This is a genomic window from Olivibacter sp. XZL3 (assembly GCF_004368405.1).
GTDB lineage: Bacteria > Bacteroidota > Bacteroidia > Sphingobacteriales > Sphingobacteriaceae > Olivibacter.
Genome location: NZ_SBJH01000095.1, coordinates 110,529 through 137,024, shown reverse-complemented (window position 1 = coordinate 137,024; position 26,496 = coordinate 110,529). Strand labels below are relative to the sequence as shown.

General features: G+C 45.0%; 23 protein-coding genes. 20 read left to right on the top strand and 3 right to left on the bottom strand.

Going from position 1 to position 26,496, the window contains the following annotated elements; all coding sequences use genetic code 11:
• Positions 1-28: 28 nt before the first annotated feature.
• The 5 genes from gcvH (at position 29) to EPX21_RS19000 (ending at position 4,181) form a co-directional block, all read left to right on the top strand.
• Positions 29-409, top strand: coding sequence for a glycine cleavage system protein GcvH (gene gcvH, locus EPX21_RS19020; RefSeq protein WP_134091252.1), 381 nt, complete (start codon positions 29-31; stop codon positions 407-409).
• 153 nt (positions 410-562) lie between these two features.
• A complete protein-coding gene (locus EPX21_RS19015) occupies positions 563-943 on the top strand; it encodes a VanZ family protein (RefSeq protein ID WP_134091251.1) in 381 nt (126 codons plus the stop codon).
• Positions 944-1,152: 209 nt separating this feature from the next.
• Positions 1,153-1,374 (top strand): FeoA family protein, encoded by a 222-nt coding sequence (locus EPX21_RS19010; protein ID WP_134091250.1) that lies wholly within the window; start codon positions 1,153-1,155, stop codon positions 1,372-1,374.
• Positions 1,375-1,395: 21 nt separating this feature from the next.
• A complete protein-coding gene (feoB, locus tag EPX21_RS19005) occupies positions 1,396-3,498 on the top strand; it encodes a ferrous iron transport protein B (protein WP_134091249.1) in 2,103 nt (700 codons plus the stop codon).
• A gap of 68 nt (positions 3,499-3,566) precedes the next feature.
• Positions 3,567-4,181 (top strand): sprT domain-containing protein, encoded by a 615-nt coding sequence (locus tag EPX21_RS19000; RefSeq protein WP_134091274.1) that lies wholly within the window; start codon positions 3,567-3,569, stop codon positions 4,179-4,181.
• A gap of 238 nt (positions 4,182-4,419) precedes the next feature.
• Here the strand turns inward: EPX21_RS19000 and EPX21_RS18995 are convergent, their stop codons facing one another.
• Positions 4,420-5,082, bottom strand: a complete 663-nt coding sequence (locus EPX21_RS18995) for a YceH family protein (protein WP_134091248.1) — start codon at positions 5,080-5,082, stop codon at positions 4,420-4,422.
• Positions 5,083-5,129: 47 nt separating this feature from the next.
• Here EPX21_RS18995 and ispG point away from each other — a divergent pair, with 47 nt between their 5' ends.
• The 11 genes from ispG to EPX21_RS18940 all read left to right on the top strand — a co-directional run bounded on the left by ispG (position 5,130) and on the right by EPX21_RS18940 (position 20,634).
• The gene (gene ispG / locus EPX21_RS18990) at positions 5,130-7,142 is read left to right on the top strand and encodes a (E)-4-hydroxy-3-methylbut-2-enyl-diphosphate synthase (RefSeq protein WP_134091247.1); all 2,013 of its coding nucleotides are present in this window, start codon (positions 5,130-5,132) and stop codon (positions 7,140-7,142) included.
• 99 nt (positions 7,143-7,241) lie between these two features.
• Complete coding sequence (locus tag EPX21_RS18985) at positions 7,242-8,981, top strand: thiamine pyrophosphate-dependent enzyme (RefSeq protein WP_134091246.1); 1,740 nt, start codon at positions 7,242-7,244, stop codon at positions 8,979-8,981.
• Between the two features lie 217 nt (positions 8,982-9,198).
• The gene (nuoH, locus tag EPX21_RS18980) at positions 9,199-10,275 is read left to right on the top strand and encodes an NADH-quinone oxidoreductase subunit NuoH (RefSeq protein ID WP_134091245.1); all 1,077 of its coding nucleotides are present in this window, start codon (positions 9,199-9,201) and stop codon (positions 10,273-10,275) included.
• 123 nt (positions 10,276-10,398) lie between these two features.
• Complete coding sequence (locus tag EPX21_RS18975) at positions 10,399-10,962, top strand: 4Fe-4S binding protein (protein WP_134091244.1); 564 nt, start codon at positions 10,399-10,401, stop codon at positions 10,960-10,962.
• Positions 10,959-11,510: an NADH-quinone oxidoreductase subunit J gene (locus EPX21_RS18970; RefSeq protein ID WP_134091243.1), complete on the top strand. Its 552-nt coding sequence runs from the start codon at positions 10,959-10,961 to the stop codon at positions 11,508-11,510. Before EPX21_RS18975 ends, EPX21_RS18970 begins: the two co-directional genes overlap by 4 nt.
• Entirely contained in the window at positions 11,507-11,812 is a 306-nt protein-coding gene (nuoK, locus tag EPX21_RS18965) for an NADH-quinone oxidoreductase subunit NuoK (protein ID WP_134091242.1), read from the top strand. The genes EPX21_RS18970 and nuoK overlap by 4 nt, the downstream gene beginning before the upstream one ends.
• A complete protein-coding gene (gene nuoL, locus EPX21_RS18960) occupies positions 11,813-13,870 on the top strand; it encodes an NADH-quinone oxidoreductase subunit L (protein ID WP_134091241.1) in 2,058 nt (685 codons plus the stop codon).
• A gap of 9 nt (positions 13,871-13,879) precedes the next feature.
• Positions 13,880-15,481: a NuoM family protein gene (locus tag EPX21_RS18955; protein WP_134091240.1), complete on the top strand. Its 1,602-nt coding sequence runs from the start codon at positions 13,880-13,882 to the stop codon at positions 15,479-15,481.
• 12 nt (positions 15,482-15,493) lie between these two features.
• Positions 15,494-16,984, top strand: coding sequence for an NADH-quinone oxidoreductase subunit N (locus EPX21_RS18950; protein ID WP_134091239.1), 1,491 nt, complete (start codon positions 15,494-15,496; stop codon positions 16,982-16,984).
• 266 nt (positions 16,985-17,250) lie between these two features.
• Entirely contained in the window at positions 17,251-18,567 is a 1,317-nt protein-coding gene (locus EPX21_RS18945; protein WP_134091238.1) for an ammonium transporter, read from the top strand.
• A 156-nt stretch (positions 18,568-18,723) separates the two neighbouring features.
• A complete protein-coding gene (locus EPX21_RS18940; protein WP_134091237.1) occupies positions 18,724-20,634 on the top strand; it encodes a class II glutamine amidotransferase in 1,911 nt (636 codons plus the stop codon).
• Positions 20,635-20,812: 178 nt separating this feature from the next.
• On the opposite strand, the gene EPX21_RS18935 is transcribed toward EPX21_RS18940, so the two are convergent.
• On the bottom strand, positions 20,813-21,442 hold the full coding sequence (locus EPX21_RS18935; protein WP_134091236.1) for a LysE family translocator: 630 nt from the start codon (positions 21,440-21,442) through the stop codon (positions 20,813-20,815).
• 199 nt (positions 21,443-21,641) lie between these two features.
• Here EPX21_RS18935 and EPX21_RS18930 point away from each other — a divergent pair, with 199 nt between their 5' ends.
• On the top strand, positions 21,642-22,091 hold the full coding sequence (locus EPX21_RS18930) for a dCMP deaminase family protein (RefSeq protein WP_134091235.1): 450 nt from the start codon (positions 21,642-21,644) through the stop codon (positions 22,089-22,091).
• Here the strand turns inward: EPX21_RS18930 and EPX21_RS18925 are convergent.
• Positions 22,088-22,762: a trans-aconitate 2-methyltransferase gene (locus tag EPX21_RS18925; protein WP_134091234.1), complete on the bottom strand. Its 675-nt coding sequence runs from the start codon at positions 22,760-22,762 to the stop codon at positions 22,088-22,090. The two genes, EPX21_RS18930 and EPX21_RS18925, sit on opposite strands and share 4 nt — an antisense overlap.
• A 207-nt stretch (positions 22,763-22,969) precedes the next feature.
• Here EPX21_RS18925 and EPX21_RS18920 point away from each other — a divergent pair, with 207 nt between their 5' ends.
• The 3 genes from EPX21_RS18920 (at position 22,970) to EPX21_RS18910 (ending at position 26,413) form a co-directional block, all read left to right on the top strand.
• The gene (locus tag EPX21_RS18920) at positions 22,970-24,028 is read left to right on the top strand and encodes a class I fructose-bisphosphate aldolase (protein WP_134091233.1); all 1,059 of its coding nucleotides are present in this window, start codon (positions 22,970-22,972) and stop codon (positions 24,026-24,028) included.
• Positions 24,029-24,135: 107 nt separating this feature from the next.
• Positions 24,136-25,974 carry a UbiD family decarboxylase gene (locus tag EPX21_RS18915; protein WP_134091273.1) on the top strand — a complete coding sequence of 613 codons (1,839 nt, stop codon included), beginning with the start codon at positions 24,136-24,138 and terminating at the stop codon, positions 25,972-25,974.
• Between the two features lie 76 nt (positions 25,975-26,050).
• The gene (locus EPX21_RS18910) at positions 26,051-26,413 is read left to right on the top strand and encodes a DUF6686 family protein (protein WP_134091232.1); all 363 of its coding nucleotides are present in this window, start codon (positions 26,051-26,053) and stop codon (positions 26,411-26,413) included.
• Positions 26,414-26,496 lie beyond the last annotated feature (83 nt).

Genomic DNA, 26,496 nt, shown 5'->3' with positions numbered 1-26,496 from the left:
ATTTACTAAAGCACTAAACAAGTAATAAATGAATTTTCCAGCTGAATTAAAGTACACAAAAGACCATGAGTGGATTCGTGTAGAGGGGGATGAAGCAACAATTGGGATCACTGAATTTGCCCAGCGCGAGCTTGGGGATATTGTTTTTATTGAAGTTCCGACTGTCGGCGAAGAGGTCGCAGCCAATGAGGTGTTTGGTACAGTGGAAGCGGTGAAAACAGTGTCGGATTTATACATGCCTGTTACAGCAACGGTGTCAAGTATGAACGATGAGCTTGACGGATCTCCTGAATTGGTTAATAGCGATCCATATGGCGGCGGTTGGATCATAAAGGTTAAAATCAGCAATACCGCCGATTTAGAATCATTGCTTTCCGCGGAGGCTTATCAAGAATTGGTAGGAGCTTAAGTAGCTATTGCAATTAGCCTCTTGGCTTATCTAAGGCATAAGCGATAGATCGCTTTTTCAATAGTGAACTATCGCTTTTACTTTTCTGGCTGATTGTTTTTATGATATTATTTATCCAACAGTATAGCGTTTTGTTATTCCCTGCACAATAGCATGAAGTACTTTATTTGGGCCATATTATGGGCAGTGGTCGTCTTGTTGCTGACTTGCTTGCCTATGAACAACACGACGGAAAAGGTACCCCATTTCGAAGGGATGGACAAATTAGTTCATACCGGGTTTTTCTTTGTCTTTTCCGTATTACTTTGTTTGGGATACACACAGAAAAAGAAGACGCATAAACCTCAATTCGGCATTTTTGCGAAGAGCTTGGCCTGGTCGGCTTTGTTTGCTTTGCTGACAGAGTTTCTACAGTATCAGTTTTTTACTTACCGTAGCGGCGATTGGTGGGATGTCTTTGCAGATATGACCGGTACCGGTATGGGATTGTTTTCGTATATCGTGTTGCATAGAAGCTATAAGGCGCTAGCCTGAGCCGTTTTCATACTCCTTATTTCTTACCCCTCGTTCTCGGCTAAGCCTTGAATAAGTGAATCTTTTTTGAATCATTCTAAATAAAGCTTACCTTTGGGCTTATTTATGGGCGAATGCAATCACGCTTCTTTTTCGCAAAGAGCAAAGTAACGTGACTTTCCTGCGCTGACGGCATGGTATAGGCTAAACCATAAGAATAATAATTACGAATGAAACTTACAGCATTAAAAATTGGAAGTTCTGGTATTATAAAGGATTTTACGGACTTAAACCTTTCAGTAAAGCTTATGGAAATGGGCTGTTTACCAGGAGAGCGAATTACTTTTGAACGGATAGCCCCTTTGGGCGATCCGATTGCCGTATCTGTAGCGGGCTATCAGCTTAGCTTGCGGAAAGAGGAAGCAGCAACCATTATTGTTGAGGGATTGTAAAAAAGATAAGAACAGATATTCATGAGAGTAGCGTTAGTAGGGAATCCGAATACGGGCAAATCAACTTTATTCAATAGTCTAACCGGGCTCAACCAGAAAATTGGCAACTTTCCCGGCATTACTGTGGATAAAAAGACCGGTGCCAGTAAACTCCCTGACGGAAAGCAAATAGAAGTAATTGATTTGCCCGGGTGTTACAGCCTTTATCCGAAGAGCAAAGACGAAGCGATTGTACTGGAGGTACTTACAAATCCAAAGAATCCTTCTCACCCCGATCTTATTGTTGTAGTAGTGGATGCCACCAACCTGAAACGCAATCTATTATTGTTTACACAGGTTGCGGATCTAAAGATTCCGGTTATTCTGGCGCTCAATATGATCGATGCGGCGCGAAAGGAAAAAATCCTGATCGATGTAGATAAAATGTCGCAAAGATTGGGCGTGCAGGTGGTGCCTATCAGCGCCCGGAAAAATGAGAACATAGTGCTGTTGAAACAGGCAATCGCTGATGCGCCTGCTATTGCACTGCAAACCGAGAGCTTTGAAGTTTCAACGATTGCGCCCGCGTTGATTTCTCAAATAAAACATGACGTTCGTATAAAGCAAGATTATGTCGCCTTGCTATTGGCGCATCAACATGAAATATTGGACTACCTTACAGCGGATGAAAGTAATCATATTGAATCCCTGGAAGCAGCAAATGCCTTTCAGCCTCAACATGCGCAGACTAGGGAAACAATCGCCCGATACGATTTTATTAGCACCGTCTTGCAAGAATCGGTCAAGCAGCCGCCTAAGGACGTTTCGCAGACCCCTACCGGGAAGATCGACCGTATTTTGACCCATCGCGTTTGGGGATTTGTTTCTTTCTTCGCGATTTTGCTGCTCATCTTTCAAGCCATTTTTGCCTGGGCTGAATATCCGATGGGACTGATTGAAAACTTTTTTGCTTGGCTCGACAGCATTGGAAGGCAATACATCCCGGAAGGGGTTTTGGCTGATCTTTTGTTGGATGGTATATTGGCCGGGCTCGGTGGTGTGTTGGTATTTATCCCTCAAATTGCTATTCTTTTCGGCTTTATAGCGATATTGGAAGATACAGGTTATATGGCTCGGATCACCTTTCTAATGGATAAAATCATGCGGAAAGTGGGGCTTAATGGGAAGTCGGTCGTGCCGATGATCGGTGGTCTGGCCTGTGCGGTACCCTCTATTATGGCTGCCAGAAATATCGAAAGCTGGAAAGATCGGATGATCACCATTATGGTGACGCCTTTGATCAGTTGTGCAGCCCGTCTGCCGGTGTATACCTTGTTGATTTCTTTAGTTGTGCCTAATGAGAAGATTTGGGGCTTTTTTAACCTCCAAGGGCTGGCTTTGATGGGTATGTACCTGATAGGAACCGTTGGCGCCATAGCGGTTGCTTGGGCCATGAAAAAGATAATTAAAGCGAGGGAAAAGTCGTATTTCATATTGGAATTGCCTGTATACCGTACGCCCCGTTGGAAGAACGTTTTTCTTACCATGTACGAAAAGGTGAAAACCTTCGTCTTACAAGTGGGAAAGGTGATTATTGCAATGTCTATCGTATTATGGGTATTGGCTACCTATGGCCCCCCGGGGAGGATGGATGCGGTGGAACAGAAATATCAAACGGCCGACTATGTCGATAACTATTCGGAGGAGGAGTTGACGTTTATGGAATCGGCAGAAAAGCTGGAGAATTCATACGTCGGCATTTTAGGGAAAGCAATTGAACCGGCAATTAGGCCTTTGGGTTTCGATTGGAAAATCGGTATAGCGTTGATTACGTCTTTTGCGGCAAGAGAGGTTTTTGTAGGAACGATGGCCACTATTTACAGTGTGGAGGAGCCCGAGGACGATACCTCAACTATTCGGGAAAAGATGCTCAATGCGAAGGACAGTATAACCGGGCAACCTGTTTACACCGTGGCATCGGCATTTTCTCTTATGATATTTTACGCTTTTGCCATGCAATGTATCAGCACGATCGCGGTCGTATATCGTGAAACGAAAAGCTGGAAGTGGCCGGTTATTCAACTTACCTATATGACTGCATTGGCTTACTTTTCGTCTTTATTGGTGTTCCAGTTGTTTAAATAATGCGCGTACATGCAAACTGTCCCTGCTGCTCGGGATGGTTTGCCCACACTTTTGTCTTCATGTTGGAAATGATTGAAAAAACAAGGTTAAGCCTGGAAAAGTATCTTCCTGAACAGGCTGCTCCAATAATAGCTCGTTGGATTCATCAAGCTCCATGCCTGTTTAAGATAAGTAAAGGCCGAATGTCTAAGTTTGGCGACTATCGTTCTCCGTACAGAGATAAAGGACATCGCATTTCTGTTAACCACAACCTGAATCCCTATGCTTTTTTGATAACTACCGTGCATGAATTCGCGCATCTGAAAACTTGGAATGAACACAGGACAAAAGCGAAACCTCATGGCTTGGAATGGAAACAGAATTTTAAAACATTAATGCAGCCCTTCTTTCAATTGGAGATATTTCCCGAGGATATACGACAAGCGGTGATAAATTACTTAGCGAATCCGGCGGCATCCAGTTGCTCCGATTTAACCTTATATAGGACACTACAGCGCTATGATCAACCAAAAATGGGGCATATTAGGGTGGAAGAACTGTCTCCTGGAAGCGCCTTTGCCCTTCCGAACGGAAGGGTTTTTAAGAAAGGTGAAAGAAACAGGACCCGGTTCCGCTGTGAGGAATTGACCACGGGTAGAATATATCTGTTTAGTCCAGTGGCGGAAGTCAGGGTGGTAGGCTAGTTGTTAGTTGCCGGTTGCCAGTTGCCAGTTGCCGGTTGTCAGTTGTTAGTTGCCGGTTGTCAGTTGTGTGTTGTCAGTTACCAGTTGTCAGTTATCGGTTGCCTCCAAGTAAAAAGTAAAAACCCCGAAGGGCTCATTGATGCCTTATTAAAATAAGCAAGACATCAATAATTCAAAAGTTAAAAATGTCAACTATACAGCCCCTTTTCCTTACTCCCTACCAACAACTCCTTAGTCCCTAATAAAGTTCCTTCATTAACTTTTCAAACGCTTCTTTCAGTTCGGCGAGCTCTTGTTCTACGCGGGCGAGTCGAGTTTCTAGTGCTTCAACATCTTGTGTGGCGGTCGCAGACACCTCGTTAAACAGCTTGCTTTCGAAATCGGGCATTCCGCCGAAAAGATGCATATAGCGAATTTCTTTCTGCCCGGCTTTTTTGGGAACTTGGACCACCATTGCAGGTAGCTCCGACGCTTGACTCAGTTTTTCGAGGTATTGCTGAATTTCTGCCAATGATTCAAAAGCGTAAAGACGACCCGAATTGCTGTTGATTTCGCCGACGGTGAGCGGGCCTCTTAACAGCAAAAGACATAAAATGGCGACTTCCGCCGGTATAATGGGATATAAAACGCTTAATGTATGCCTATATTTAATGGCTCGGCTTGATCCGCCCGTAGCGGTTGCAACCAGGCCCTTTTTCCTTAATGAATCCAGTGCGGCAACTACGGTGTCGTCGTCGTATTGTACGACTGGCCTGCGCGCGGATTTTTGGTTGCAAGCGGCCACTAAGCTGTTTAACGTGAGTGGATAATATTCGGGCGTCGTTTTGCTTTTCTCCATTAATGAGCCCAATACCCTTTGCTCTTCATTGCTTAATACTGGTAAGGTAATCTGTTGATCCATGGCTAAAGATAGGAAAATTACCTAACTTTGTGCCACATACATGCATTATGGATTTAGCGAAGAATTTAGCACTTCCGGGAAAATATTGTAAGTCTTTGACACATTATGAGCGTTGGCTTACCCGTGAGGTAAATATTGGAGACGTGCCGATGGGTGGAAATCATCCGATACGTATCCAAAGTATGACTACCGTAGATACCATGGATACCATGGGTTCGGTTGAGCAAACTTTGCGAATGGTAGAGGCTGGATGTGAATATGTCCGCATTACGGCTCCAAGTATTAAGGAAGCGCAGAATTTGGCTGAAATCAAAAAGGAACTTCGCAAAAGGGGCTGTGAAGTTCCCTTGGTAGCAGATATTCATTTTACGCCAAATGCGGCGGAAGTGGCGGCCCGTATTGTTGAAAAGGTGCGGATAAATCCTGGCAATTACGCGGACAAAAAGAAGTTTGATCAATTGACTTATACGGATGGTGAATACCAAGCCGAGCTGGAAAGAATATATACCAAGTTTGCTCCCTTGGTGAAAATCTGTAAGGAGTACGGTACGGCAATGCGAATCGGGACGAACCACGGCTCCTTATCAGATCGGATTATGAGCCACTATGGCGATACACCGGAAGGCATGGTGGAGTCGGCTTTAGAGTTCATCCGCATCTGCGAAGATCTACATTATTATAATCTGGTGATTTCCATGAAATCGAGTAATCCGCAGGTAATGGTACAGGCTTACCGGTTACTGGTAGAAAAAATGGTGGCCGAAGGCATGAACTATCCGCTGCATTTGGGTGTTACCGAAGCGGGTGATGGTGAGGATGGAAGAATCAAATCGGCAGTAGGTATAGGCACCTTGCTGGAGGACGGCTTGGGAGATACCGTACGCGTGTCCTTAACCGAGGAGCCGGAGTTGGAGGCACCCGTGGCAAGGGCTTTGGTAAACCGTTACCTAAGACGGGCGGAGAAGGCCTCGGAGATCCATGCTCCGGAAAAGAGCCTGTCCGCTACGCAACTGATTGCTGACAACTTAACTAAACGATACCAAACCACCGAGGTCAATGCCTTTATCGGCGGCGCCATGGTTCCGCGTGTGGTGGTCGACCTTTCCCAGAAGCGTTTAATGGATCCGATGATCTTAAAAGACGTCGGCTATATATATGATCCACTGTTGGATAAGTATCATATGGGCGATCAATCGGTGGATTTTGTTTTCTTTGGCGATAGCTTGCCAGCCTTTACCATGCCCGGCAACTTAAAGCAAATCTACAATTTTAGTACTTGGCAGCGGCTGTTGCGCAAAGAGAACGCACATCCTTTATACTCACTCAAGGAATATACACATGCTGCTGAACGTGATAGGCATCTTAATCTGGTGCGGCTTTGTGCGGAAGATTTGGAAGGAGAGGCTTTTGAAAACTTGCCTATAGATCAAACGCTGGTTTTTGTTTTAGAAACACGGCAGCTGCATGGTCTGGCCAATCAACGGGCCTTTTTCGCAAAGCTGAAAAGCTGGCAATTAACGGTGCCGGTAATCATCAAACGCTGGTATGATCCTTCGGACTTTAAGGGCCCTATCGGAGACATCATGAGTCCCGAAGAGCCGATCTCCAAATTACAATTATATGCGGCGACCGACATGGGGGGACTATTGATTGATGGTATGGGAGATGGTATATGGATCGACGCTCCGGTTATGCCTACCGACAAGCTTGTCTCTGCCTCTTTTGCGATTTTACAAGCTACGCGATCGAGGATCTCAAAAACAGAATATATCTCTTGTCCGAGCTGCGGCCGCACCTTGTTCGACTTGCAGGAAACAACGCAAATGATTCGAAGCCGCACCAACCATTTGAAAGGCTTGAAAATTGCGATTATGGGCTGTATTGTGAACGGACCCGGTGAGATGGCCGATGCCGATTATGGATATGTCGGAGCGGGCCCCGATCGGGTAACCCTGTACAGGGGAAAAGAAGTAGTAAAGAAAAATGTGCATTCTGCCAATGCGCTGAACGAATTGATTGAAATCATTCGCGCAGATGGAAATTGGGTGGAATTGGCCTAACTCGGTCATTTTGATCGAACTTCTATTCCTTCCTATCCAAACTAATAAGCCATTGTGTTGTTATTAATAGAATCTTAGTAGCAACCTTTAGATTTTATCATGGCAAAAAAAGTAGCTGATCAGCTAGTCGACACTTTATGGGAAGCAGGAATTAAGCGTATTTATGCCGTTACGGGCGATAGTTTAAATGAGGTAAACGATGCAGTTCGAAGAAACGGTAAAATTCGATGGGTACATGTTCGCCATGAAGAGGCGGGTGCCTACGCAGCGGCAGCGGAAGCAGAGCTGAATGGCATCGCTTGCTGTGCCGGAAGTAGCGGTCCCGGCCACGTACATCTTATCAATGGCTTATATGACGCAAACCGATCGGGAGCTCCCGTCCTGGCCATCGCGTCTACCATGCATAGCGATGAAATGGGCTCCGATTATTTTCAGGAAACGAATACCATCAAGCTCTTCGATGATTGCAGCGTCTACAATCAAATAGCGACCACCCCTAAACAATTTCCGCGAATGCTTCAAGCGGCCTTGCAGCACGCTTATAGCAAAAAGGGCGTGGCCGTGATCGGGATGCCGGGCGATGTGGCAATGGATGATGCTATGGATATAGTCACAGAAACAAGGTTGCTCCATCAAAAGCCGTTAGTGCGTCCGAGCGATGATGAACTACAAAACCTGGCGACTTTGTTAAATGGCCATAAGCGGATTACCCTCTTTTGTGGCATCGGATGTAAAGATGCGCATCAGGAAGTCGTAGCGCTTGCAAAGAAATTGAACGCCCCAGTGGGGTATTCCTTTAGAGGAAAAATGTATGTGCAGCACGATAATCCCAACGAGGTAGGGATGACAGGCCTTTTGGGCTTACCCTCCGCGTACCATGCCATGCATGAATCCGATCTGCTATTACTGTTGGGTACAGATTTTCCGTATAAAGATTTTATGCCAGATAATTGCAATATCGTTCAGATCGATGAAAAGCCGGAGCGCCTAGGACGGCGAGCGAAGCTCAAAATGGGACTTATGGGCGACATTAAACCCACAGTACAAGCCTTGTTGCCCTTACTCGACCAAAATCCGGATGATAGTTTCTTGAAAGCCCAACTGAAGGTCTATGAGAAAGTGAAGGAGACACAACAGACCTACGTGAACGATCGAGGCAAAAAAGATAATATATCACCCGAATATTTAGCCTATACAATTGATCGATTGGCAGCAGATGACGCCATCTTTACCGTAGATACAGGAATGAGCTGTGTTTGGGGCGCCCGGTTTATACAGGCTACAGGTAAAAGAGAACTGCTCGGCTCGTTTAATCATGGCTCTATGGCAAATGCAATGCCACAGGCAATTGGTGCCGCTTTTGCCAGGCCCGATCAACAGGTCATCGCATTTTGTGGCGATGGCGGAATTTCCATGCTGTTGGGTGACTTAGCGACCATTGTTCAGTATAAGCTTCCAATTAAAGTGATTGTTTTTGACAACCGTTCCTTGGGTATGGTGAAGCTGGAAATGGAGGTGGCCGGCTTGCCCGACTGGCAAACGGATATGTACAACCCGGACTTCGCAACGGTTGCGATGGCTATGGGAATGAAAGGGATATGCATTGAAGAACCCGATAAAGTGGAAGACGGGGTGAAAGAAGCGCTAGCCTATCAGGGGCCCGTCTTGGTGCATGTAAAAACGAATCCTAATGCCTTGGCAATGCCGCCAAAGATTGAGTTCTCGCAAATGAAAGGTTATGCGATCACAATGGGAAAAATGATCCTGAATGGACGAATGGATGAAGTGCTCGAAACTGTAAAGAGTAATTATAAGCATCTAAAGGAAGTCATTCGGTAGCTTTGAAGTAGGGAGTAGGCATTAGGCTATTGGTATTAGGCAGCTGGCAACAGGCAACGCACAACCGGCACAACGCACAACGGGTAACTGACAACTGATAGCCAATCACTACTGCATAAGTAGTTATTAGAATCATTCAAAATAAGTTTATTTTCCATTTAGTATTTTCGTGCTTAATCGTTAAGTTTGCATTAATTACACATAGTGCAAGTTGATCTTGAGTTTTTACGTTATATATGTTCTGGTGGCCGTCCTATTGTTCGCTTTTTTAGCGGGCTTTACGCTCTTTGCGGTATACGCGGAGCGCAAGGTGGCTGGCTTTGTGCAGGATCGCCTAGGTCCAATGGAAACGGGAAAGTTTGGTAGTTTGCAAACCATCGCGGATATCCTGAAGCTATTGCAGAAAGAGTTTATCTCACCAGCGAATGCAGATAAGATACTCTTCGCCGCAGCACCGGTTGTTGTATTTGTTGCGGTATATTTGGGCTTTGCGGCAATGCCTTGGGCTCCGGATGTAGCGCCGGCAGCTTTAAATCTTGGCTTGTTTTATGTGATTGCTATCATATCTGTAGAAGCGGTGGGTGTGCTAATGGCTGGATGGGGTTCCAATAATAAGTTTGCTCTATTGGGATCGCTCCGTTCGGTAGCACAGATCATTTCTTATGAAATACCGGCTGGTTTAGCCTTAATTGCGGCGGTGATGATAACACAGACGCTCGACATGCAGGAGCTTACGGTAAATCAGGGGATATTGACCAATGAACGCCTGCTCTTTTTAGGTTTTTGGGATGTAAGTGAAATAGGGGGCTTCTTTGCATGGAATATTTTTCAAGCGCCTCACCTTATTTTGGCTTATGTTATTTATTTTATCGCTTCGTTGGCCGAGTGCAATCGCGCTCCTTTCGATATTCCGGAAGCCGAGTCGGAGCTGGTATCGGGTTATCACACGGAGTATGGTGGCCTACGCTTTGCTTTTTTCTTTTTGGCCGAGTATTGTCTGATGTTCTTGGTTTCCATGATTGGAGTCGTACTCTTTTTAGGTGGTTGGAACAGTCCTTTGCCCAATATAGGCGCTTGGAAATTGGCAACGTGGACTACCGGTATGGCCTGGGGAATTTTTTGGGTGTTAGCCAAAACTTTATTAATAGTGGGAATCCAGATTCTGATTAGATGGACGCTCCCTCGATTACGGGTGGATCAGCTAATGAGTTTATCTTGGAAGGTGCTCACTCCCTTAGCCTTCTTGTGCATGGTCATCTCCGGTATCTGGCGAATTATGGTAATGGTAGGGTAGTGGAGAAGTAGCGCGTTTTCGATAGGCAGGGATCATCGCTAGGGGAATTAAAGCCAATGGGGCTGCTTACTAAGTCGGCGTAAAGCTTAAAGCCTATAGCTTACCGATTAAAGCTGAAATAATATGTTAAAAAGAACATTACATGCATTTACTACTGCGCTTAAGGGCTTAACAATCACCCTTCGGCATTTTTTTGCCGCACGCACAGCACGTAAAGAGTTAGATATTAAGCAGGAAAATTATTTTGACAAACAGCAGGGCGTTACGACTATTCAGTACCCTAAACAGAAAATACCGATACCGGAGGTAGCCCGTTATCAGTTGGATGTTGAGATTGACGACTGTATAGTATGCGACTTATGTGCCAAAGCTTGTCCGGTAGATTGTATCAGCATCGAAGCAATTAAAGCGACGGAAGCCATTGGAAAGACTTCAGATGGCAGTGTGAAGCGCTTATACGCCGCAAAGTTTGATATCGATATGGCGAAATGTCTGTATTGCGGCCTGTGCACGGTAGTGTGCCCAACGGAATGCATTACCATGACCAATAATTACGATCGTAGTTTCACCGATCCATCCGACTTCATTTATAAGTTTTCTAAAATGACAGAGGAGGAAATCGAAGAAAAACGTGCGGATTGGGCACGATTTCAGGCTGAAAAGGAGGCAGCGAAACGCAAAACATGAGTTTAAATTTACTCCTTTTCTATTTACTTGCGTTTACGGCGGTCGGCTCTGCCCTCTTGATCGTTTCCATGAAAAATCTAGTGCGGAGCTTGTTCCTTTTCTTTGTAACGCTGTTTGCTGTGGCCGGTCTTTATGTTTTTGCCTTGGCCGATTTTGTGGCGGTAACGCAGGTCATTGTTTATGTAGGCGGCGTCTTAGTGTTAATGCTGTTTGCGTTTATGTTGTCAAATAAGGTATTGCTGAGCGATTTACAGTCGGGTGTCAAGGGTGTTTTTGGGATGCCATCTTGGCAGGCAGGAATCATAGCTATTAGCTTTTTTACGATGCTGCTCAGTGTCGTATGGCAGGTGGCAATAAACGAGCCGCAGTGGATCACCGAGGCGAAGCAGCAACAGCTGTTGATTCGGTATCAAGATAATACCATACATCATTTAGGAATTAACCTCATGACGCGCTATGTATTGCCCTTTGAAGTGGTTTCTGTGTTTCTGATGATGGCATTGATGGGCGCTGCTCATTTGGCGAGGAAGGAGAATCAGGAACCGTGATAAGCCTAACCCATTTCCTGCTGGTCAGTGCTTTGTTGTTTTCCACCGGGTTATACGCTGTATTGGCCAAGAAGAATGCTATTCTGGTATTGGTGGGCATTGAGCTAATGATTAATGCGGCGGTCTTAAATTTGGTGGCTTTCGGCAGATATGACGGCGGTCTCTACGGAGGCCAAACTTTTGCTTTATTCGCTATCGTCTTGGCTGCCGCCGCTGTAGCGGTTGCGTTGGCGATTATACTGAATGTATATAAACACTATAAGAGTATTAATCCAGACGACATTAACGATTTGAAAGACTAAATGGACCAGCTGAGTCAGATATCAACACCTGTTTTAGCGGCACTTATTGTGCTGTGTGCTCCACTCATTTCTTTTGGTCTCTCCGCCATTGCGGGAAAACGGTTACGAAGCGGAATTCCGGCTACAGTGGCGATTGCGATAAGCCTGCTGGCAGCAATTTTTATCTTTGCCACTGTTTGGAACGGGCAGCAAGTCCATCAACAAACATCCTGGTTCCGGATAGGGGAGCATTCTTTCAAAGCGGGTATATTACTGAATAATTTGTCGGCTCTCCTGTTGTTGCTCGTGTGTGCCATTGCACTTCCCGTCCACGTATATTCAATGGTTTACATGAAGGGCGATTACGGCATCCATCGATATTGGCTCTACCTCAGCCTTTTTTGCTTCGCCATGCTTGGCCTGGTGATGGCCGATAGCCTGTTACTTATGTATATAGGATGGGAGCTCGTGGGCTTTGCTTCCTATCTATTGATCGGTTTTTGGTTTACAAGGCCTGCCGCCATAAAGGCCAATAAAAAGGCCTTTTTGATTAACAGGATAGGAGATCTTGGGTTTCTTATCGGAATAGCGATTATTTATACGCAGTTTCAGACACTGGATTTAGTCGCACTCTTTGGAGACCATGGAATGGTACGGGAAGCCTTTAACGATGGTGTGGAATGGCGATACGCGCAGCATGCTATGCCAGCTTTTTGGTTGACGATCGCAGGAGCAGCCTTCTTTCTAGGTGCAATGGCGAAATCGGCCCAATTCCCTTTTCATATCTGGTTACCTGATGCGATGGAGGGGCCTACCTCGGTTTCTTCTTTGATTCACGCGGCAACCATGGTTGCTGCAGGTGTTTTCATGCTCGTAAGGATTTCTCCGCTTTTTGATGCGCAGATACTTTTGCTCATCGGTGCTATAGGTGCCTTTACGGCGCTGATGGCTGCTACCATCGCCCTCACGCAGCAGGATATAAAGAAAATATTAGCGTTTTCTACCATTTCGCAATTGGGCTTTATGATGGTTGCCATAGGTATCGGGCAATATGGCGTGGCTATCTTTCACTTGGTTACGCATGCGTTTTTTAAGTGTTTACTTTTCCTCTCAGCCGGAGCAGTCATACATGAGATGCAGCACGTAAAAGAAACGCTTAAACTCGAGTTAGATCCGCAAGATATACGGAATATGGGGGGATTGCGACGGTATATGCCTCATACTTTCCGCTTAACGCTGGTGGCGGCCCTTGCACTCGCAGGTTTACCGCTAACTGCCGGTTACCTCTCTAAAGATGCTATTCTGATTTTTGCTTTCGAATGGGCCGAATGGCAGTCTGCCTGGTGGAAGTTTATTCCGGTGTCCTTGTTAGTGACCAGTGCCTTGACGGCTTTCTATATCGCTAGATTAGTATTCAAGGTGTTTTATGGAAAGCCCAGGATTTCTGCAATCGGTCAAGGGACAAACTATCTGCATGAAGCGCCCCGTGGCATGCTGCTTCCCATGCTGTTTTTGGGACTCTGCTCTCTCTTTCCGCTATTTTCATATAATCCACTCCTATTCGAAGATACCTGGATAATTAAAGGTTTCGAATTGCCGGAGACCTTGGAACGCGTTAATATATATCATACTGTTGTGCCAGCGGCAGTCAATGGACTGGCCATTGTGATGATTTTTATAGCTTGGAGATGGTATGCACAAGGTAAATATCCGCAGGGCAGCTTGCGTGGTAGGCTTTATGAGTTTTCCGCTGCGCAGTGGTATCTCAATGTAATGTATGAAAAAGGCATCGTTAAGCCGCTACTGAAGGTATCGAAGATGTTGTACGCATTTGATCGCACAATAGTGGACGGCTTAGTAGATACAGGTGCAGGTACTGTCCGTTGGTTTGCCAATACGGCGCAATGGCTTGATCGGGCCTTGGTGGATGGCTTGGTAAACGGAGTCGGAAAGGCTGCCGTTTTTGCGGGCGGTGTATTGCGCGGTTCAAGAAAAGGGAAGATACAATACTATTTGTTTAGTATGTTTTTAGTTTTGTTAATTGTGTTATTTGTTGGATTAAAGATTTTTAGTCCTTAACCTGGAAATATGAGCTTATTGTCTGTTTTAATCTTTTTGCCTTTACTTGCAGCGCTTCTTATATTGCTGGTGCCTTCGGCCTACAAAGCCCTCTACAAATACCTTGCAGCGGGCGTAAGTGCGGTACAGCTGTTGCTCGCGGCTTATATGTATACTTCGTTTGACGAAAAGCTTGCTGGAGTTTCTGCAATAGATAGTTACCAATTCGTAGAGAAGCTCCCTTGGATTAGGTTGAACTTGGGCAGTTTGGGTAGTTTGGAGGTCGATTATTTCGTAGGGGTCGACGGATTTTCTATTTTGTTCTTGTTCTTAACCGCCTTGGTGATGTTCGTAGCCGTTGTGGCTTCGTGGAAGATTGATAAGCAGCCTAAAGGTTTTTTCTCCCTCTTGTTATTGCTCAATATGGCGGTTATGGGTGTGTTTGTGGCGCTCGATTTTTTCCTTTTTTATGTGTTCTACGAGGTTATGCTGCTGCCGCTATATTTTCTTATAGGCATTTGGGGCGGAGCAAGAAGAGAATACGCAGCCATGAAATTTTTTCTTTATACCTTGTTCGGTTCGGTATTCATGTTACTGGTGATGGTCGGCTTATATTTTTCGGTTATCGACCCGGTTACCGGAAACCATACCTTTAATTTATTGCACATGATGGACGGTAAAAACTACCTAGATGGCTCCATCTTTTCGGTTTCGGGCGACTATCAACTATTTGGCATAGCTGCCCGCCTGCTCGCATTTATCGTTCTTTTTATCGCTTTTGCTATTAAAGTGCCGATCGTACCGCTGCACACTTGGTTGCCTGATGCACACGTGGAGGCGCCTACGCCCATTTCTATCATTCTAGCGGGGATACTGCTGAAAGTGGGGGGCTATGGTATGATCAGGATATGCTACAGTATTTTTCCTGATATCGCACTGGACAGCGCGTGGTGGATCGGACTTATTGGGGTAATTTCCATCCTATACGGGGCGCTTAATGCCTTGGCACAACAGGATTTGAAACGTTTGGTCGCTTATTCTTCCGTTTCGCATATGGGGTTTGTACTTTTAGGAATCGCTTCTTTGACGCCAGAGGGACTGAGTGGTGCAATGTTTCAAATGGTCAGTCACGGATTTTTATCCGCGATGCTGTTCTTTCTGGTAGGAATAATATATGATCGGGTGCATGATCGGATGATCTATAACTTCAGGGGTCTGGGAACCATGATGCCCAAATATACGGCTTTTGTAGCAATCGCGTTTTTTGCGTCTCTTGGATTACCGGGCTTCTCGGCTTTTATTGCGGAAGCCTTTACCATCATCGGAGCATTCAACGCGGAAAGTGTTAACGGGCTGCTGCCGAGGTGGATGGCCATCGGCGGCGCAATTGGAATTTTATTAAGTGCCGCTTATTTTTTATGGACACTGCAACGTATGTTTTTTGGAGAGACCAGATTAAAAGGAGGAGATGAATGGAAGGCACGGCTAACGGACGTCGACGGCAGGGAAACGTTCGTTTTGGTACCCATGGTGATTTTGGCACTCTTGTTCGGTCTGATGCCCTCCCTGGCTTTTGATAAAATAAACGCTTCCGTACTTTCTTTAATTGAATTGGTGAGTGGCGCAAAATAAGTAGTGTTATTTATGAGAGAATACATTCCACAAATAAGTAAGTTGTTAAATGGCGTATTGGATGGGCTACCCTTCCTGTTGCCGGAATTTATATTAGCGACTACTTTTCTGTTAAGCATATTCTCCGGAATTTCGAAAGGTCAGTCTAAAGTGACCTGGTGGCTGAGCGTTACCGGTATTGTGGCTGCCGGTCTTGCTGCGGTTCTTCAAAGCTCTTCGCCTGCTGCGGGCCCTGTTTTTTTTGAGATGATTTTACCCGATGCAAACGGCGCTTTGCTGAAGGTGCTCATTGGTTTTGTTTGCCTGCTGTTCTGCATTTTTGTATACCATAATCAACCTTTGCGAAATCATCCTAAAAAGATGGATGATTTACTGAGTGTTTTACTCGCCGTTCATATCGGACTGAATTTGATGGCTATTGCGGTGAATTGGTTGATGGTATATATTACCATAGAAATGGTTTCTATAGGTTCTTACGTGATGGTGGCCTATTTATCGCGTGATAATAAACAAAGTGAAGCTGCTGTAAAGTATGTGCTCTTTGGAACGGTATGCTCAGCAATTATGCTATACGGCTTGTCTTTTTTTTACGGTTATACAGGTAGTCTTAGTTTTGTTGACGCTCGCCATTTAACAGGGCTTCTGGCAATGCCGGCTCCTGTATTTATGCTGGCTACTTTGTTGGTATTGACAGGCATCGGATTCAAACTCTCATTTGTTCCTTTTCACTTTTGGAGTCCGGACGTATATCAAGGAGCGCCTACGCCGGTCACTGCTTTTTTATCCACCGCGCCGAAAATAGGAGCGATCGTCCTCCTCGGACGCTTTGTTTTATCCTGGCCCCAAACGCTAGATACAGCTATACCCAGGCCGCTTTTTTACCTTTTGGCTGTCATCGCTATGGCGAGCATGCTCGTGGGGAATTTAGTGGCGATCCGGCAGAACAATATGAAGCGCATGATGGCTTATTCCTCCATCGGGCATACGGGTTTCCTAGTGATGATCATATTAGCGGATGTTGAGCGTTCCTTTCCGATCCTTTTCTTTTTTTTAGCTTCTTACGTGATCATGAATATGGGGGTGTTTATGCTGGCCGATTATCTGGAAGAGAAATTGGGATTAACCGAAATTAGCCAATATCGAGGTTTAGGAAAATCTCATCCAGCAGTAATGGTCGCTCTAACGATTTTAATGGTTTCGCTTATCGGATTGCCGCCAACGGCGGGCTTTGTTGCTAAATTACTCACTTTTTCGGCAGTGCTCACCGCCTATCAGGCAGAGGCAGATTTGGTATGGCTGCTGCTGGCGGTCACAGGAGCAATCACAACCGTGGTGGCTTTGTTTTTTTATTTTAAAATTCCGCTACAGGCGTTTTTAAGAAGCGCTGCGGAACAAAGCGAGCAAAAGGCTCCGCTAAACGCTTTATTAATAACGGCCTTTCTTTTGTGTCTGCTAACTGTTTTGTTCGGTATTTTCCCGGCTGTGGTGCTCGACTTACTTTAGCGCTTGAGTTTTTTTACTTATCCAATCGACTTGCCGCTATGGCGGAAAATTGCATTTCTTTTTCCTACTCTTTGCTGTTTTTTTATTCTCCAGACACCGTTTAAAAGCTTTCTTTTTGCCGGCTTTGCTGTTTGATCGGCACTTTTTTGGAAATGTTTTATGTTATTTTTAATAGATGTTCGGTTTATCTGTTAAAAAAGTAGAACATTTTGTTCTGTTTTAAAAATATTATATATATTTGGCCCGCAGTTATATCGAAATATCATATGAATTCGAAAAAATCAACGATTCCTTTCATTTTTATCTTACTTGTGGTGCTTTTGGCGCTGATTTTTCCCTCCGTTCCTCTGTCTGCAAACGCGGCTGCGGAATACGACGGCGCAGATGTGGCTTGGATGTTGACGTCGACAGCCTTAGTATTAATCATGACGCCCGGTTTAGCATTTTTTTATGGCGGTATGGTCAAGAAAAAGAATGTGATTTCGACCATGCTCCAAAGTTTCATCTGTATGTGCATCGTGGCCGTTATTTGGGTAGTATTTGGTTTTAGCTTAGTATTTGGCGAGTCTTTGCACGGTATCGTCGGGAACCCGGCTACTTTTTTCATGTTTAAGGGAGTGCTAGACGGGCCGAATTGGGAGGGAGCTCCTACCATTCCACTAGCCATTTTTGCGATGTATCAGTTAAAATTTGCCATTATTACGCCAGCGCTGATAACCGGCGCTTTTGCGGAACGCATTCGTTTTACTTCTTATATCTTGTTTGTTTGCCTGTTTTTCATCTTTATATACGCTCCTTTGGCCCATGCTACCTGGCATCCGGAGGGAATACTGGCCAGCATGGGGGTGTTGGACTTTGCCGGAGGGACGGTTGTGCATATGTCTGCCGGTGTAACTGCATTTGTATCCGCTATCTTCTTGAAAAGAGGAAACGGCAATGGACACGACCCGGCTCGCGTAACCTACGTACTGATCGGTATGGGGCTTTTGTGGTTTGGATGGTTCGGTTTCAACGCAGGTTCCGCTTTTGGTGCAAATCACCTGGCAGCATCCGCTTTGGCGACTACCACTACGGCCTCGGCAGCAGCAGCTTTGGCTTGGATATTTTTTGATGCCGCGCGAGGAAAGAAACCTTCGGCACTAGGCGTTTCGATTGGTGTGGTGGTTGGATTGGTTGCAATTACCCCTGCAGCGGGCTTTGTAACGGTTCCACATTCACTCATTATAGGCGTCGTGACAGCGATTATCTGTAACCTACTGGTTGAATGGCGTACAACACGTTCAAACGTGGATGATACATTGGATGTGTTTCCAAGTCATGGTGTAGGAGGTATGATCGGTATGCTGCTCACAGGCGTTTTTGCATCCAAGCAAGTAAACTCTGCGGTTGCTACCGACGGATTATTCTTTGGCGAAACATCTTTGTTTTGGGCTCAACTCATTGGTCTGATCGGATCTGTCGCCTACACATTTATCGCTGCTTTCATCTTGCTGAGACTAACGAATGCAATTAGCAAATTGCGCGTTTCTCCGGAGGAGGAGGAGCTGGGACTGGATATCAGTCAACATGGAGAGAAGCTTTAATTAACCAACCAATATCTTTAGGCACGCTTTGTCTAAAACCACGGAGCCTCTTGATGGAGAGGCTCCTGTTTTTTTTACATAGTGGTGTTTATTTTTAGGAGGCTTTCTTTTTGCAAAGTTGTTTAAATATGTAATTTTGCATGCTCAATTCCAACTATGAGTGACTCAATTAAACACGAGTGCGGCATTGCATTAATTCGCTTGCTAAAACCTCTTTCTTATTACCAGGAAAAGTACGGTACATCGCTGTACGGCATCAATAAGCTTTATTTATTAATGGAAAAACAGCACAACCGCGGACAGGATGGAGCCGGTATTGCGACCATTAAATTTGATATAAAGCCAGGTAATCGATACATCAGCCGATATAGAGCCATGGGCTCTAGTGCGGTTTCAGAGATCTTCGAATACGTTCAGCGCAAGTTCGCGGCCCTTCAGCAAACTGAACCTGAACTATTTCAAGATCCGCATTGGTTAAAGGAGAATATGAGTTTTGTAGGAGAGGTGCTATTGGGACACCTACGTTACGGAACTCACGGAAAAAATAGTATTGAAAACTGTCACCCCTTTTTGAGGCAGAACAATTGGATGAGCCGCAATTTGGTAATTGCAGGTAATTTCAACATGACTAATGTCGATGAGTTGTTGGAGCAGCTTTTCGAATTAGGACAGCATCCAAAGGAACAGGCCGACACGGTTACCGTTTTGGAGAAAATAGGACACTTTTTGGATACCGAAAATCAGGAACTCTTTGATAAATTCAAAAGGGAAGGTTATTCCAATGTGGAGATAAGTGCGCTAATTGCCAAAAATCTCGACGTGACGAACATTCTTCGCCGTTCCGCGAAAACATGGGACGGGGGCTATACAATAAGCGGTATTTTTGGCCATGGTGACGCCTTCGTTATGCGCGATCCGGCTGGAATTAGGCCGGCTTATTATTACTATGACGATGAAATCGCGGTGGTTACATCAGAGCGCCCGGCCATCCAAACTGCATTTAATATTAAGTTTGAAGATATTCGTGAGATCAAGCCGGGACATGCACTCATTATTAAAAAAGATGGGACCATTACCGAAGAGATGTTCCGCGAGCAGGAAGAGCAAAAGTCCTGCTCTTTCGAAAGAATTTACTTTTCGCGGGGTAGCGATGCCGAAATCTATCAGGAAAGGAAGCAACTGGGGAAATTGCTGTGTCCAGCTATCTTGGAAGGAATCAATTACGATATAAAGAATACGGTGTTTTCTTTTATACCCAATACGGCAGAGGTTGCCTTTTACGGGGTGACGGACGGCATTAATAATTACGTGCGCAAATTACAGAAAGACACGCTGTTGAAAAGGTCGGACAAGATCTCTGATAATGAATTGGAGGAAATGCTGAATATCTCGCCCCGATTTGAGAAGCTGAGTATCAAAGACGCCAAATTGAGAACCTTTATTACACAAGACGCCGATAGGCAAGATATGGTCGCTCATGTGTATGATACAACCTATGGGGTGGTGAAGAGCGGAGAGGATACGATTGTAGCGATCGATGATTCCATCGTTAGAGGAACGACCTTAAAACAAAGTATACTGAAAATCTTTGATCGACTTAATCCTGTAAAAATCATCATTGTTTCATCTGCTCCTCAAATACGTTATCCTGACTGCTATGGTATTGATATGTCGAGAATGGGCGAATTCGTCGCCTTCGAAGCGGCTATTTCGTTGCTACGTAAAAACGGCATGAATTACATTATTGACGATGTTTACCAAAAGTGTGTAGAATCCTTGGATATGGATAAAACCATGGTTCCAAATCATGTCAAGGCCATTTATGAGCCGTTCACTTATGAGGAAATTTCGGCTGAGATTGCCCGTATTGTGACGCCTATTGATATCAAGGCCAAAGTGGAAGTGATTTACCAGAAGCTGGAAGATTTGCATGTGGCTTGTCCCAAGAACAAAGGTGATTGGTACTTCTCCGGGGATTATCCAACTCCTGGAGGAAATAAGGTTGTAAACCGAGCTTTCATGAACTGGGTAGAAGGTAAGAATGTACGTGCTTATTACTCGGCTTAGTCTCGCTTACTAAAAGAATATAGTAGAAACGGGCTGGAATTTTATCCAGCCCGTTTTTTTTATCCGAAGTTGTTGAAGGATCAACGGATGCCGCTTTGGGGCACTCAAGCACAGGCATAGGTTAAAGTCCGTTTATAGATTCCCTATATTGACTTATTCCCTTGCGCTTCCCTATTTCCTAAACGATCGTATGGGTAAATACTAGTTCGTACATTAATCGCAACGCGAAAACAATGATAAGGGCGCCCGCAAATTTGTTAATTTTATTTAGCGTGCATTCCTCTATCTTATGACTCAGCTTGTCAGCATAAAAAGCTTTCAAGGAGTCTATCCCCAATTGGGTGAAAAGAACGCAGGCGAAAAAAGGGATGATTCTTTTTAAGTCAAAAGTATCACTGATGGAAACCACACCGCTTGTTACACTGATCCAATAGAGCAACAGAGTTGGGTTAAAGATACACATCGCTAATCCCTTGAAAAAATAGCCGCTATGTTCTCTTTTGGATAAGCATCTCGTACGTTTAATAGTGACTTTTTTACGGATATAATGGATACCAACGCCAAGCAGCACCAGACTTCCTACAATACCAAGTGGAAGGAGAATTTCCTTTTCGCTAGCAATATAAGAAGATCCGTATAACGCAAGTGCTACATACATGACATCGGCGATGAACACGCCAAACGCAAAAGACAATCCCCCGTGGAAGCCTTTTTCTATACTTGTTTTCAGTAATGCGAAGAATGCTGGACCGGTGAGAAAAGATAAAATAATCCCCAAACCGATACCAGAAATGATTACTTCAATCATGTTTTCATTACTTGGTTGAACTGCAAGTATAGTAAAAAAATATTAAATGGTACTTTGTGTTGAAAAAAGCTTCGTGAAATCTGCACTTTAATTCTATTTTTGTAACGCAGTATAGCGCGCATTTTGGAGCCTTAAGCATATATTTTTTCAATGGTTAATCAGCTCTGTAACAGTTTTGTAATGTAACAACCGAAAAGAGATGGCAAGACCCAGCTTTGATGAGATATTTATGAACCTAGCCCTGGAGCTTGCGGAACGCTCACATTGTGTAAAGGCGCATGTAGGTGCCGTTCTCGCTAAAGATACCCGAATTATCTCCATCGGGTATAACGGACCGCCGTCGGGCACGCATAATTGCGATCAGGAATGGCCGGTGGATGGTTGCGCCCGCGATTCAAAAGGGAGCTGCTCCTTGGCGTTGCATGCTGAAGAAAACGCCATTCTGTATGCCGTAAAGAACGGAGCAGGCCTGCAAGGAGCAACGCTATATACCACCTTATCGCCCTGCTTGCCCTGCGCTCGCTTAATTTATTCGGCCGGTATTATGAAGGTGTTGTATAAATATTCCTATGCCGAATATAAAGGGCTGGCTTCGGACGAAGGTGTCGACTTTCTCAATAGATTCGGCGTAAGTGCCGTTAAGTTTTAGGTCTTTCTTCCTACCATAACGACAAAGTTATGGTATCTATAAATGCAGTCTACTTCGTTGAAGCCTATGCGCTGCAGTTCATTTAGCTGCCAGGACAAAGGGGCCAACTTATCTAAAGCGGTTCTTTTAAAGGCTTCTTGTATCGCCTCTTGACTTAATCCGGATTCGATAACGGAACGACGCCATTGCTCTTTATAAAAATTATCAATCGCCGGTGTTCTACCTAGAACCTGATCGGCATTGATGAATAAGCCATCGGGCTTCAAGGCTTTAAAAATACGTTTGTAAAGAATCGACTTCTCTTGATCGGTTAAATGATGAATGGAGAGGGATGAGATAATGATGTCGTACTTTCCTACAGGCGAACGTTCTCTATAATCCATTTCCAGGTAGGAGATATTACTTAAACCGGTGAAGCGTCTTTTGGCGATGGCAAGCATTTCGGGTGAAATGTCCAGCAAGGTGTACTTAAGCTTGGGGTTAACTTGATAAACGAAATAAGAAAATAGCCCTGTGCCAGCACCGATATCTAATAGTGTTTCTGCATGACGATGGCTTTGTATCAGTGGAAGACTGATATGGTAAAAGTCCTGAAAGCAGGGGATTAGGAATTCGCGCTCTTGGTCGTATTTCTCGGATATCTCGCCAAAGCGCCTTCGTATTTCATCCATAGAATGCTTCTATTTATTGGTACTTCATAATAAGTACAGCGAAAGCAATCGCTTTATGAAAAACGAATATAGTAAATAATCAAGTTTAGGAAAAGTTTAAGGGGTAACAATTGATAGGCATTAATGTGAATTTTCTGAGAACTAACTTCCGCCTAAAGTGTTCTGAAAGAATATGTACTCTCATGAACTTCATTAAAATTCAAGACAATGGCTTTACAAAAAATTCAGGAAATATTGGGCGATCACGCGGACGACTTATTGAATCACGTTTGCAAAACGATTGACAAACAGCAAATGCATACGCCCTCACCAACGTTTATTGACGATGTCTTTGTTCCTTCCAACCGAAATCCGCAAGTATTGAAGTCGCTCGCCTCTTTATACGGACATGGCCGGTTGGCCGGTACGGGCTACTTATCGATCCTACCGGTCGATCAGGGCATTGAGCATACCGCCGGGGCTTCTTTCTCCGCAAATCCCTTGTACTTTGATCCGGAAAACATCATCAAGTTAGCCATAGAGAGCGACTGTAGTGCCGTTGCAACGACCTTCGGCAACTTAGCGCTTTTAGCACGTAAATACGCGCACAAAATCCCTTTCCTTGTCAAGATAAATCACAATGAACTGCTGACCTACCCTACCAAATATGATCAGATTATGTTTGGCTCGGTGGAGGAGGCCTGGAATTTAGGAGCGACAGCAGTCGGTGCAACCATCTATTTTGGATCCGCGGAGTCAAGTAGGCAGATTGTGGAAGTAGCAGCGGCTTTTGAGCGAGCTCATGAGCTCGGGATGGCTTGCGTTTTATGGTGCTACACCAGAAATAGTGGATTTAAGAAAGACGGAATCAATTATGAGACCGCTGCTGATATTACGGGGCAGGCAAATCATATCGGGGCGACCATACAGGCCGATTTACTGAAGCAGAAAATGCCAGAGTCCAACGGAGGCTTTACCGCTGTCCAGTTTGCTAAAAGTGACGCGCGGATGTACACCGATCTCAGCTCGGAACATCCTATCGATTTGTGTCGATATCAAGTATTAAACGGATATAACGGGCGGATCGGTTTGATAAATTCCGGAGGCGAGGCAAAGGGTGAAACAGATTTGGCGGAAGCAATCAGAAGCGCGGTAATTAATAAGCGTGCAGGTGGGACAGGATTAATTTTAGGTAGAAAAGCTTTTCAACGCCCCTTCGGCGAGGGGGTGGAGCTGTTGCGCCTGGTGCAAGAGGTATACCTCGCGAAAGAGATTACCCTAGCCTAAGGGTCCTGCTGTTGACCACTTGGTGTTCACCTATCAAAAAACCTAAACATTTGGGAAAAAAGGGCTTTTTATCTAAGTTTGACGGCGAGAGAAAAGAAACAAAATACATGGGATATAACAGCTTGGCCGAATGTGTAAAGGATCTGGAACAACATGGGCATTTAATACGAATAAAGGAAGAGGTGGACCCCTATCTGGAAATGGCTGCCATTCATTTACGGGTATACGAGCATGGCGGACCTGCACTCCTCTTTGAGCGTGTAAAAGGTAGTAAATTTCCCGCAGTTTCTAATCTGTTTGGTACCTTGGCGCGGTCGCGTTTTATGTTCAGGGATACGCTTCCTAACATGAAGTTAATGGTTGATCTCAAAATGGATCCCATGCGGGCGCTTAAAAATCCGTTGAAATACGCAGGAATCTCACTGAACGCCTTGGCAGCCTTACCCATGAAGGTTGGCAAGCAGAGCCCCATAAACTATGGAAAGACGAGCATCAGCGCCCTGCCTCAGATTGTCAATTGGCCCATGGACGGTGGTCCTTTTATTACGATGCCTCAAGTATATACGGAAGATGTCACTAAACCCGGGATCATGCAGGCCAATTTAGGCATGTATCGCATTCAGCTTGGGGGTAACGACTACCTAAAGGATAAAGAAGTCGGACTTCATTACCAGCTGCACCGGGGGATCGGCATCCATCAAACGAAGGCCAATGAGCTCGGAAAGCCGCTTAAGGTGAGTATATTTGTCGGCGGACCGCCCGCCCATCCCTTGGCAGCGGTAATGCCTTTGCCCGAAGGCCTTTCGGAGATGACTTTTGCGGGAGCGCTCGGCAATAGACGATTCCGTTATTTTTATGATGACGAAGGTTTTTGTATTTCCGCCGATGCCGACTTTGTAATTACAGGAACGGTATACCCGAATGAAAATAAACCGGAGGGACCCTTTGGCGACCATATCGGCTATTACAGCCTTACGCATCCTTTCCCTTTGATGCACGTGCATAATGTTTATCATCGAAAAGACGCCATTTGGTCATTCACTGTAGTAGGGAGGCCTCCCCAAGAGGATACCAGTTTCGGGGAACTGATTCATGAAATCAGTGGCCCGGCCATTCCCAAAGAAATCAATGGGCTCCACGCAGTCCATGCGGTCGATGCTGCCGGTGTGCATCCTTTGCTATTCGCCGTCGGCTCCGAACGGTATACCCCTTATCTCGAAATTGATAGACCGCAGGAAATCTTGACCATCGCGAATCAGATACTGGGGAAGAATCAGTTGAGTTTAGCTAAATATTTGTTTATAACTGCCAAGGAAGACAATCCATCGCTGGATATACATGATATTCCGGCCTTTTTTATCCACGTCTTCGAAAGAATAGACTTCACAAGAGATCTCCATTTTCATACACAGACGACCATTGATACGCTTGATTATAGCGGTGACGGACTGAATTCGGGCTCGAAAGTGGTTTTTGCGGCTGCGGGGACGGTTAAGAGGGCGCTCTGGACGGAAATCGCTGCGGATTTGGATCTTCCGAGACCTTTTAATCACAAAAAAATGGTAATTCCCGGCATATTGGCTGTTCAGGCTCCGCCTTTTTCGTCTTATCCACAAGTAGCTGAAGAACTGGAGTTCCTTACAAAGGAACTGGTCGCCAAGGATCTGCAAGGTATCGCCTTAATCGTGCTTTGTGATAACTTGACCTTCACCGCCGAGCATATTAACAATTTTGTTTGGGTAGCTTTTACCAGAAGCAATCCTTCGCACGATATATACGGCGTCGATAGTTTTGTCGAACATAAGCATTGGGGCTGTAGGGGCCCCTTGATCATCGATGCGCGTAGCAAACCTCATCACGCGCCGACTTTGGAGAAAGTACCCGAAATCGAAAAACGCGTGGATAGGCTCGGCAGTCGAGGAGGCTCCCTTTTTGGGATCATTTAAAATTTATATCCATTAATTTGGACTGATTATACATAATCCCTATATTCGCATGGGTAAATAAAAATGTTTGCGGAATATGCTTTGTGGTCTTGCAAGTTTAGAAGAGATTTATAGAACAGAACATGGTGCGGTATTGCAATGCAGCAATAAAAATTGTTATTGGCTGGAATTTGCAGGCGACTGTACCCCCTTTAAGGTGGCCGATTTTTTGAACTTTAGAAAGCAGGTGGCCGATATAGCGGTAGATGAATTGCTGTATGCGCCGGCATCGAGCGCTGATTTAACAATCTTAATGCCTTTTCGATCGCAACGTTGTTTTGTACTTACTGTAACCGAAGTGCTGCGATTAAAGGAGCTGCTGCAAGGTGCGAAGTTTATGATGGAATTGCCGGGCGTGATTAAGGATTGCTTAAAGGTGTCCTCCCTGCTAAGCTGCTAATATTGGCAAAACGACTATTTCCGATGTCGGCACCTTCAGCTGCCGAAAGGTGGTTATAAACCAGATCCCTGCCAATACATACG

Bases quoted from the DNA above. Each gene is read 5' to 3' on its own strand.
- EPX21_RS19015 (WP_134091251.1), top strand. From the start codon at position 563: ATGAAGTACTTTATTTGGGCCATATTATGGGCAGTGGTCGTCTTGTTG.
- EPX21_RS19010 (WP_134091250.1), top strand. From the start codon at position 1,153: ATGAAACTTACAGCATTAAAAATTGGAAGTTCTGGTATTATAAAGGAT.
- nuoL (WP_134091241.1), top strand. From the start codon at position 11,813: ATGGACCAGCTGAGTCAGATATCAACACCTGTTTTAGCGGCACTTATT.
- EPX21_RS18910 (WP_134091232.1), top strand. From the start codon at position 26,051: ATGCTTTGTGGTCTTGCAAGTTTAGAAGAGATTTATAGAACAGAACAT.
- EPX21_RS18935 (WP_134091236.1), bottom strand. From the start codon at position 21,442: ATGATTGAAGTAATCATTTCTGGTATCGGTTTGGGGATTATTTTATCT.
- EPX21_RS18940 (WP_134091237.1), top strand. From the start codon at position 18,724: ATGAGTGACTCAATTAAACACGAGTGCGGCATTGCATTAATTCGCTTG.
- EPX21_RS19000 (WP_134091274.1), top strand. From the start codon at position 3,567: ATGATTGAAAAAACAAGGTTAAGCCTGGAAAAGTATCTTCCTGAACAG.
- EPX21_RS18955 (WP_134091240.1), top strand. From the start codon at position 13,880: ATGAGCTTATTGTCTGTTTTAATCTTTTTGCCTTTACTTGCAGCGCTT.
- EPX21_RS18995 (WP_134091248.1), bottom strand. From the start codon at position 5,082: ATGGATCAACAGATTACCTTACCAGTATTAAGCAATGAAGAGCAAAGG.
- EPX21_RS18915 (WP_134091273.1), top strand. From the start codon at position 24,136: ATGGGATATAACAGCTTGGCCGAATGTGTAAAGGATCTGGAACAACAT.
- EPX21_RS18970 (WP_134091243.1), top strand. From the start codon at position 10,959: ATGAGTTTAAATTTACTCCTTTTCTATTTACTTGCGTTTACGGCGGTC.
- feoB (WP_134091249.1), top strand. From the start codon at position 1,396: ATGAGAGTAGCGTTAGTAGGGAATCCGAATACGGGCAAATCAACTTTA.
- EPX21_RS18950 (WP_134091239.1), top strand. From the start codon at position 15,494: ATGAGAGAATACATTCCACAAATAAGTAAGTTGTTAAATGGCGTATTG.
- EPX21_RS18925 (WP_134091234.1), bottom strand. From the start codon at position 22,762: ATGGATGAAATACGAAGGCGCTTTGGCGAGATATCCGAGAAATACGAC.
- EPX21_RS18945 (WP_134091238.1), top strand. From the start codon at position 17,251: ATGAATTCGAAAAAATCAACGATTCCTTTCATTTTTATCTTACTTGTG.
- gcvH (WP_134091252.1), top strand. From the start codon at position 29: ATGAATTTTCCAGCTGAATTAAAGTACACAAAAGACCATGAGTGGATT.
- EPX21_RS18920 (WP_134091233.1), top strand. From the start codon at position 22,970: ATGGCTTTACAAAAAATTCAGGAAATATTGGGCGATCACGCGGACGAC.
- EPX21_RS18975 (WP_134091244.1), top strand. From the start codon at position 10,399: ATGTTAAAAAGAACATTACATGCATTTACTACTGCGCTTAAGGGCTTA.
- EPX21_RS18930 (WP_134091235.1), top strand. From the start codon at position 21,642: ATGGCAAGACCCAGCTTTGATGAGATATTTATGAACCTAGCCCTGGAG.
- ispG (WP_134091247.1), top strand. From the start codon at position 5,130: ATGGATTTAGCGAAGAATTTAGCACTTCCGGGAAAATATTGTAAGTCT.
- EPX21_RS18985 (WP_134091246.1), top strand. From the start codon at position 7,242: ATGGCAAAAAAAGTAGCTGATCAGCTAGTCGACACTTTATGGGAAGCA.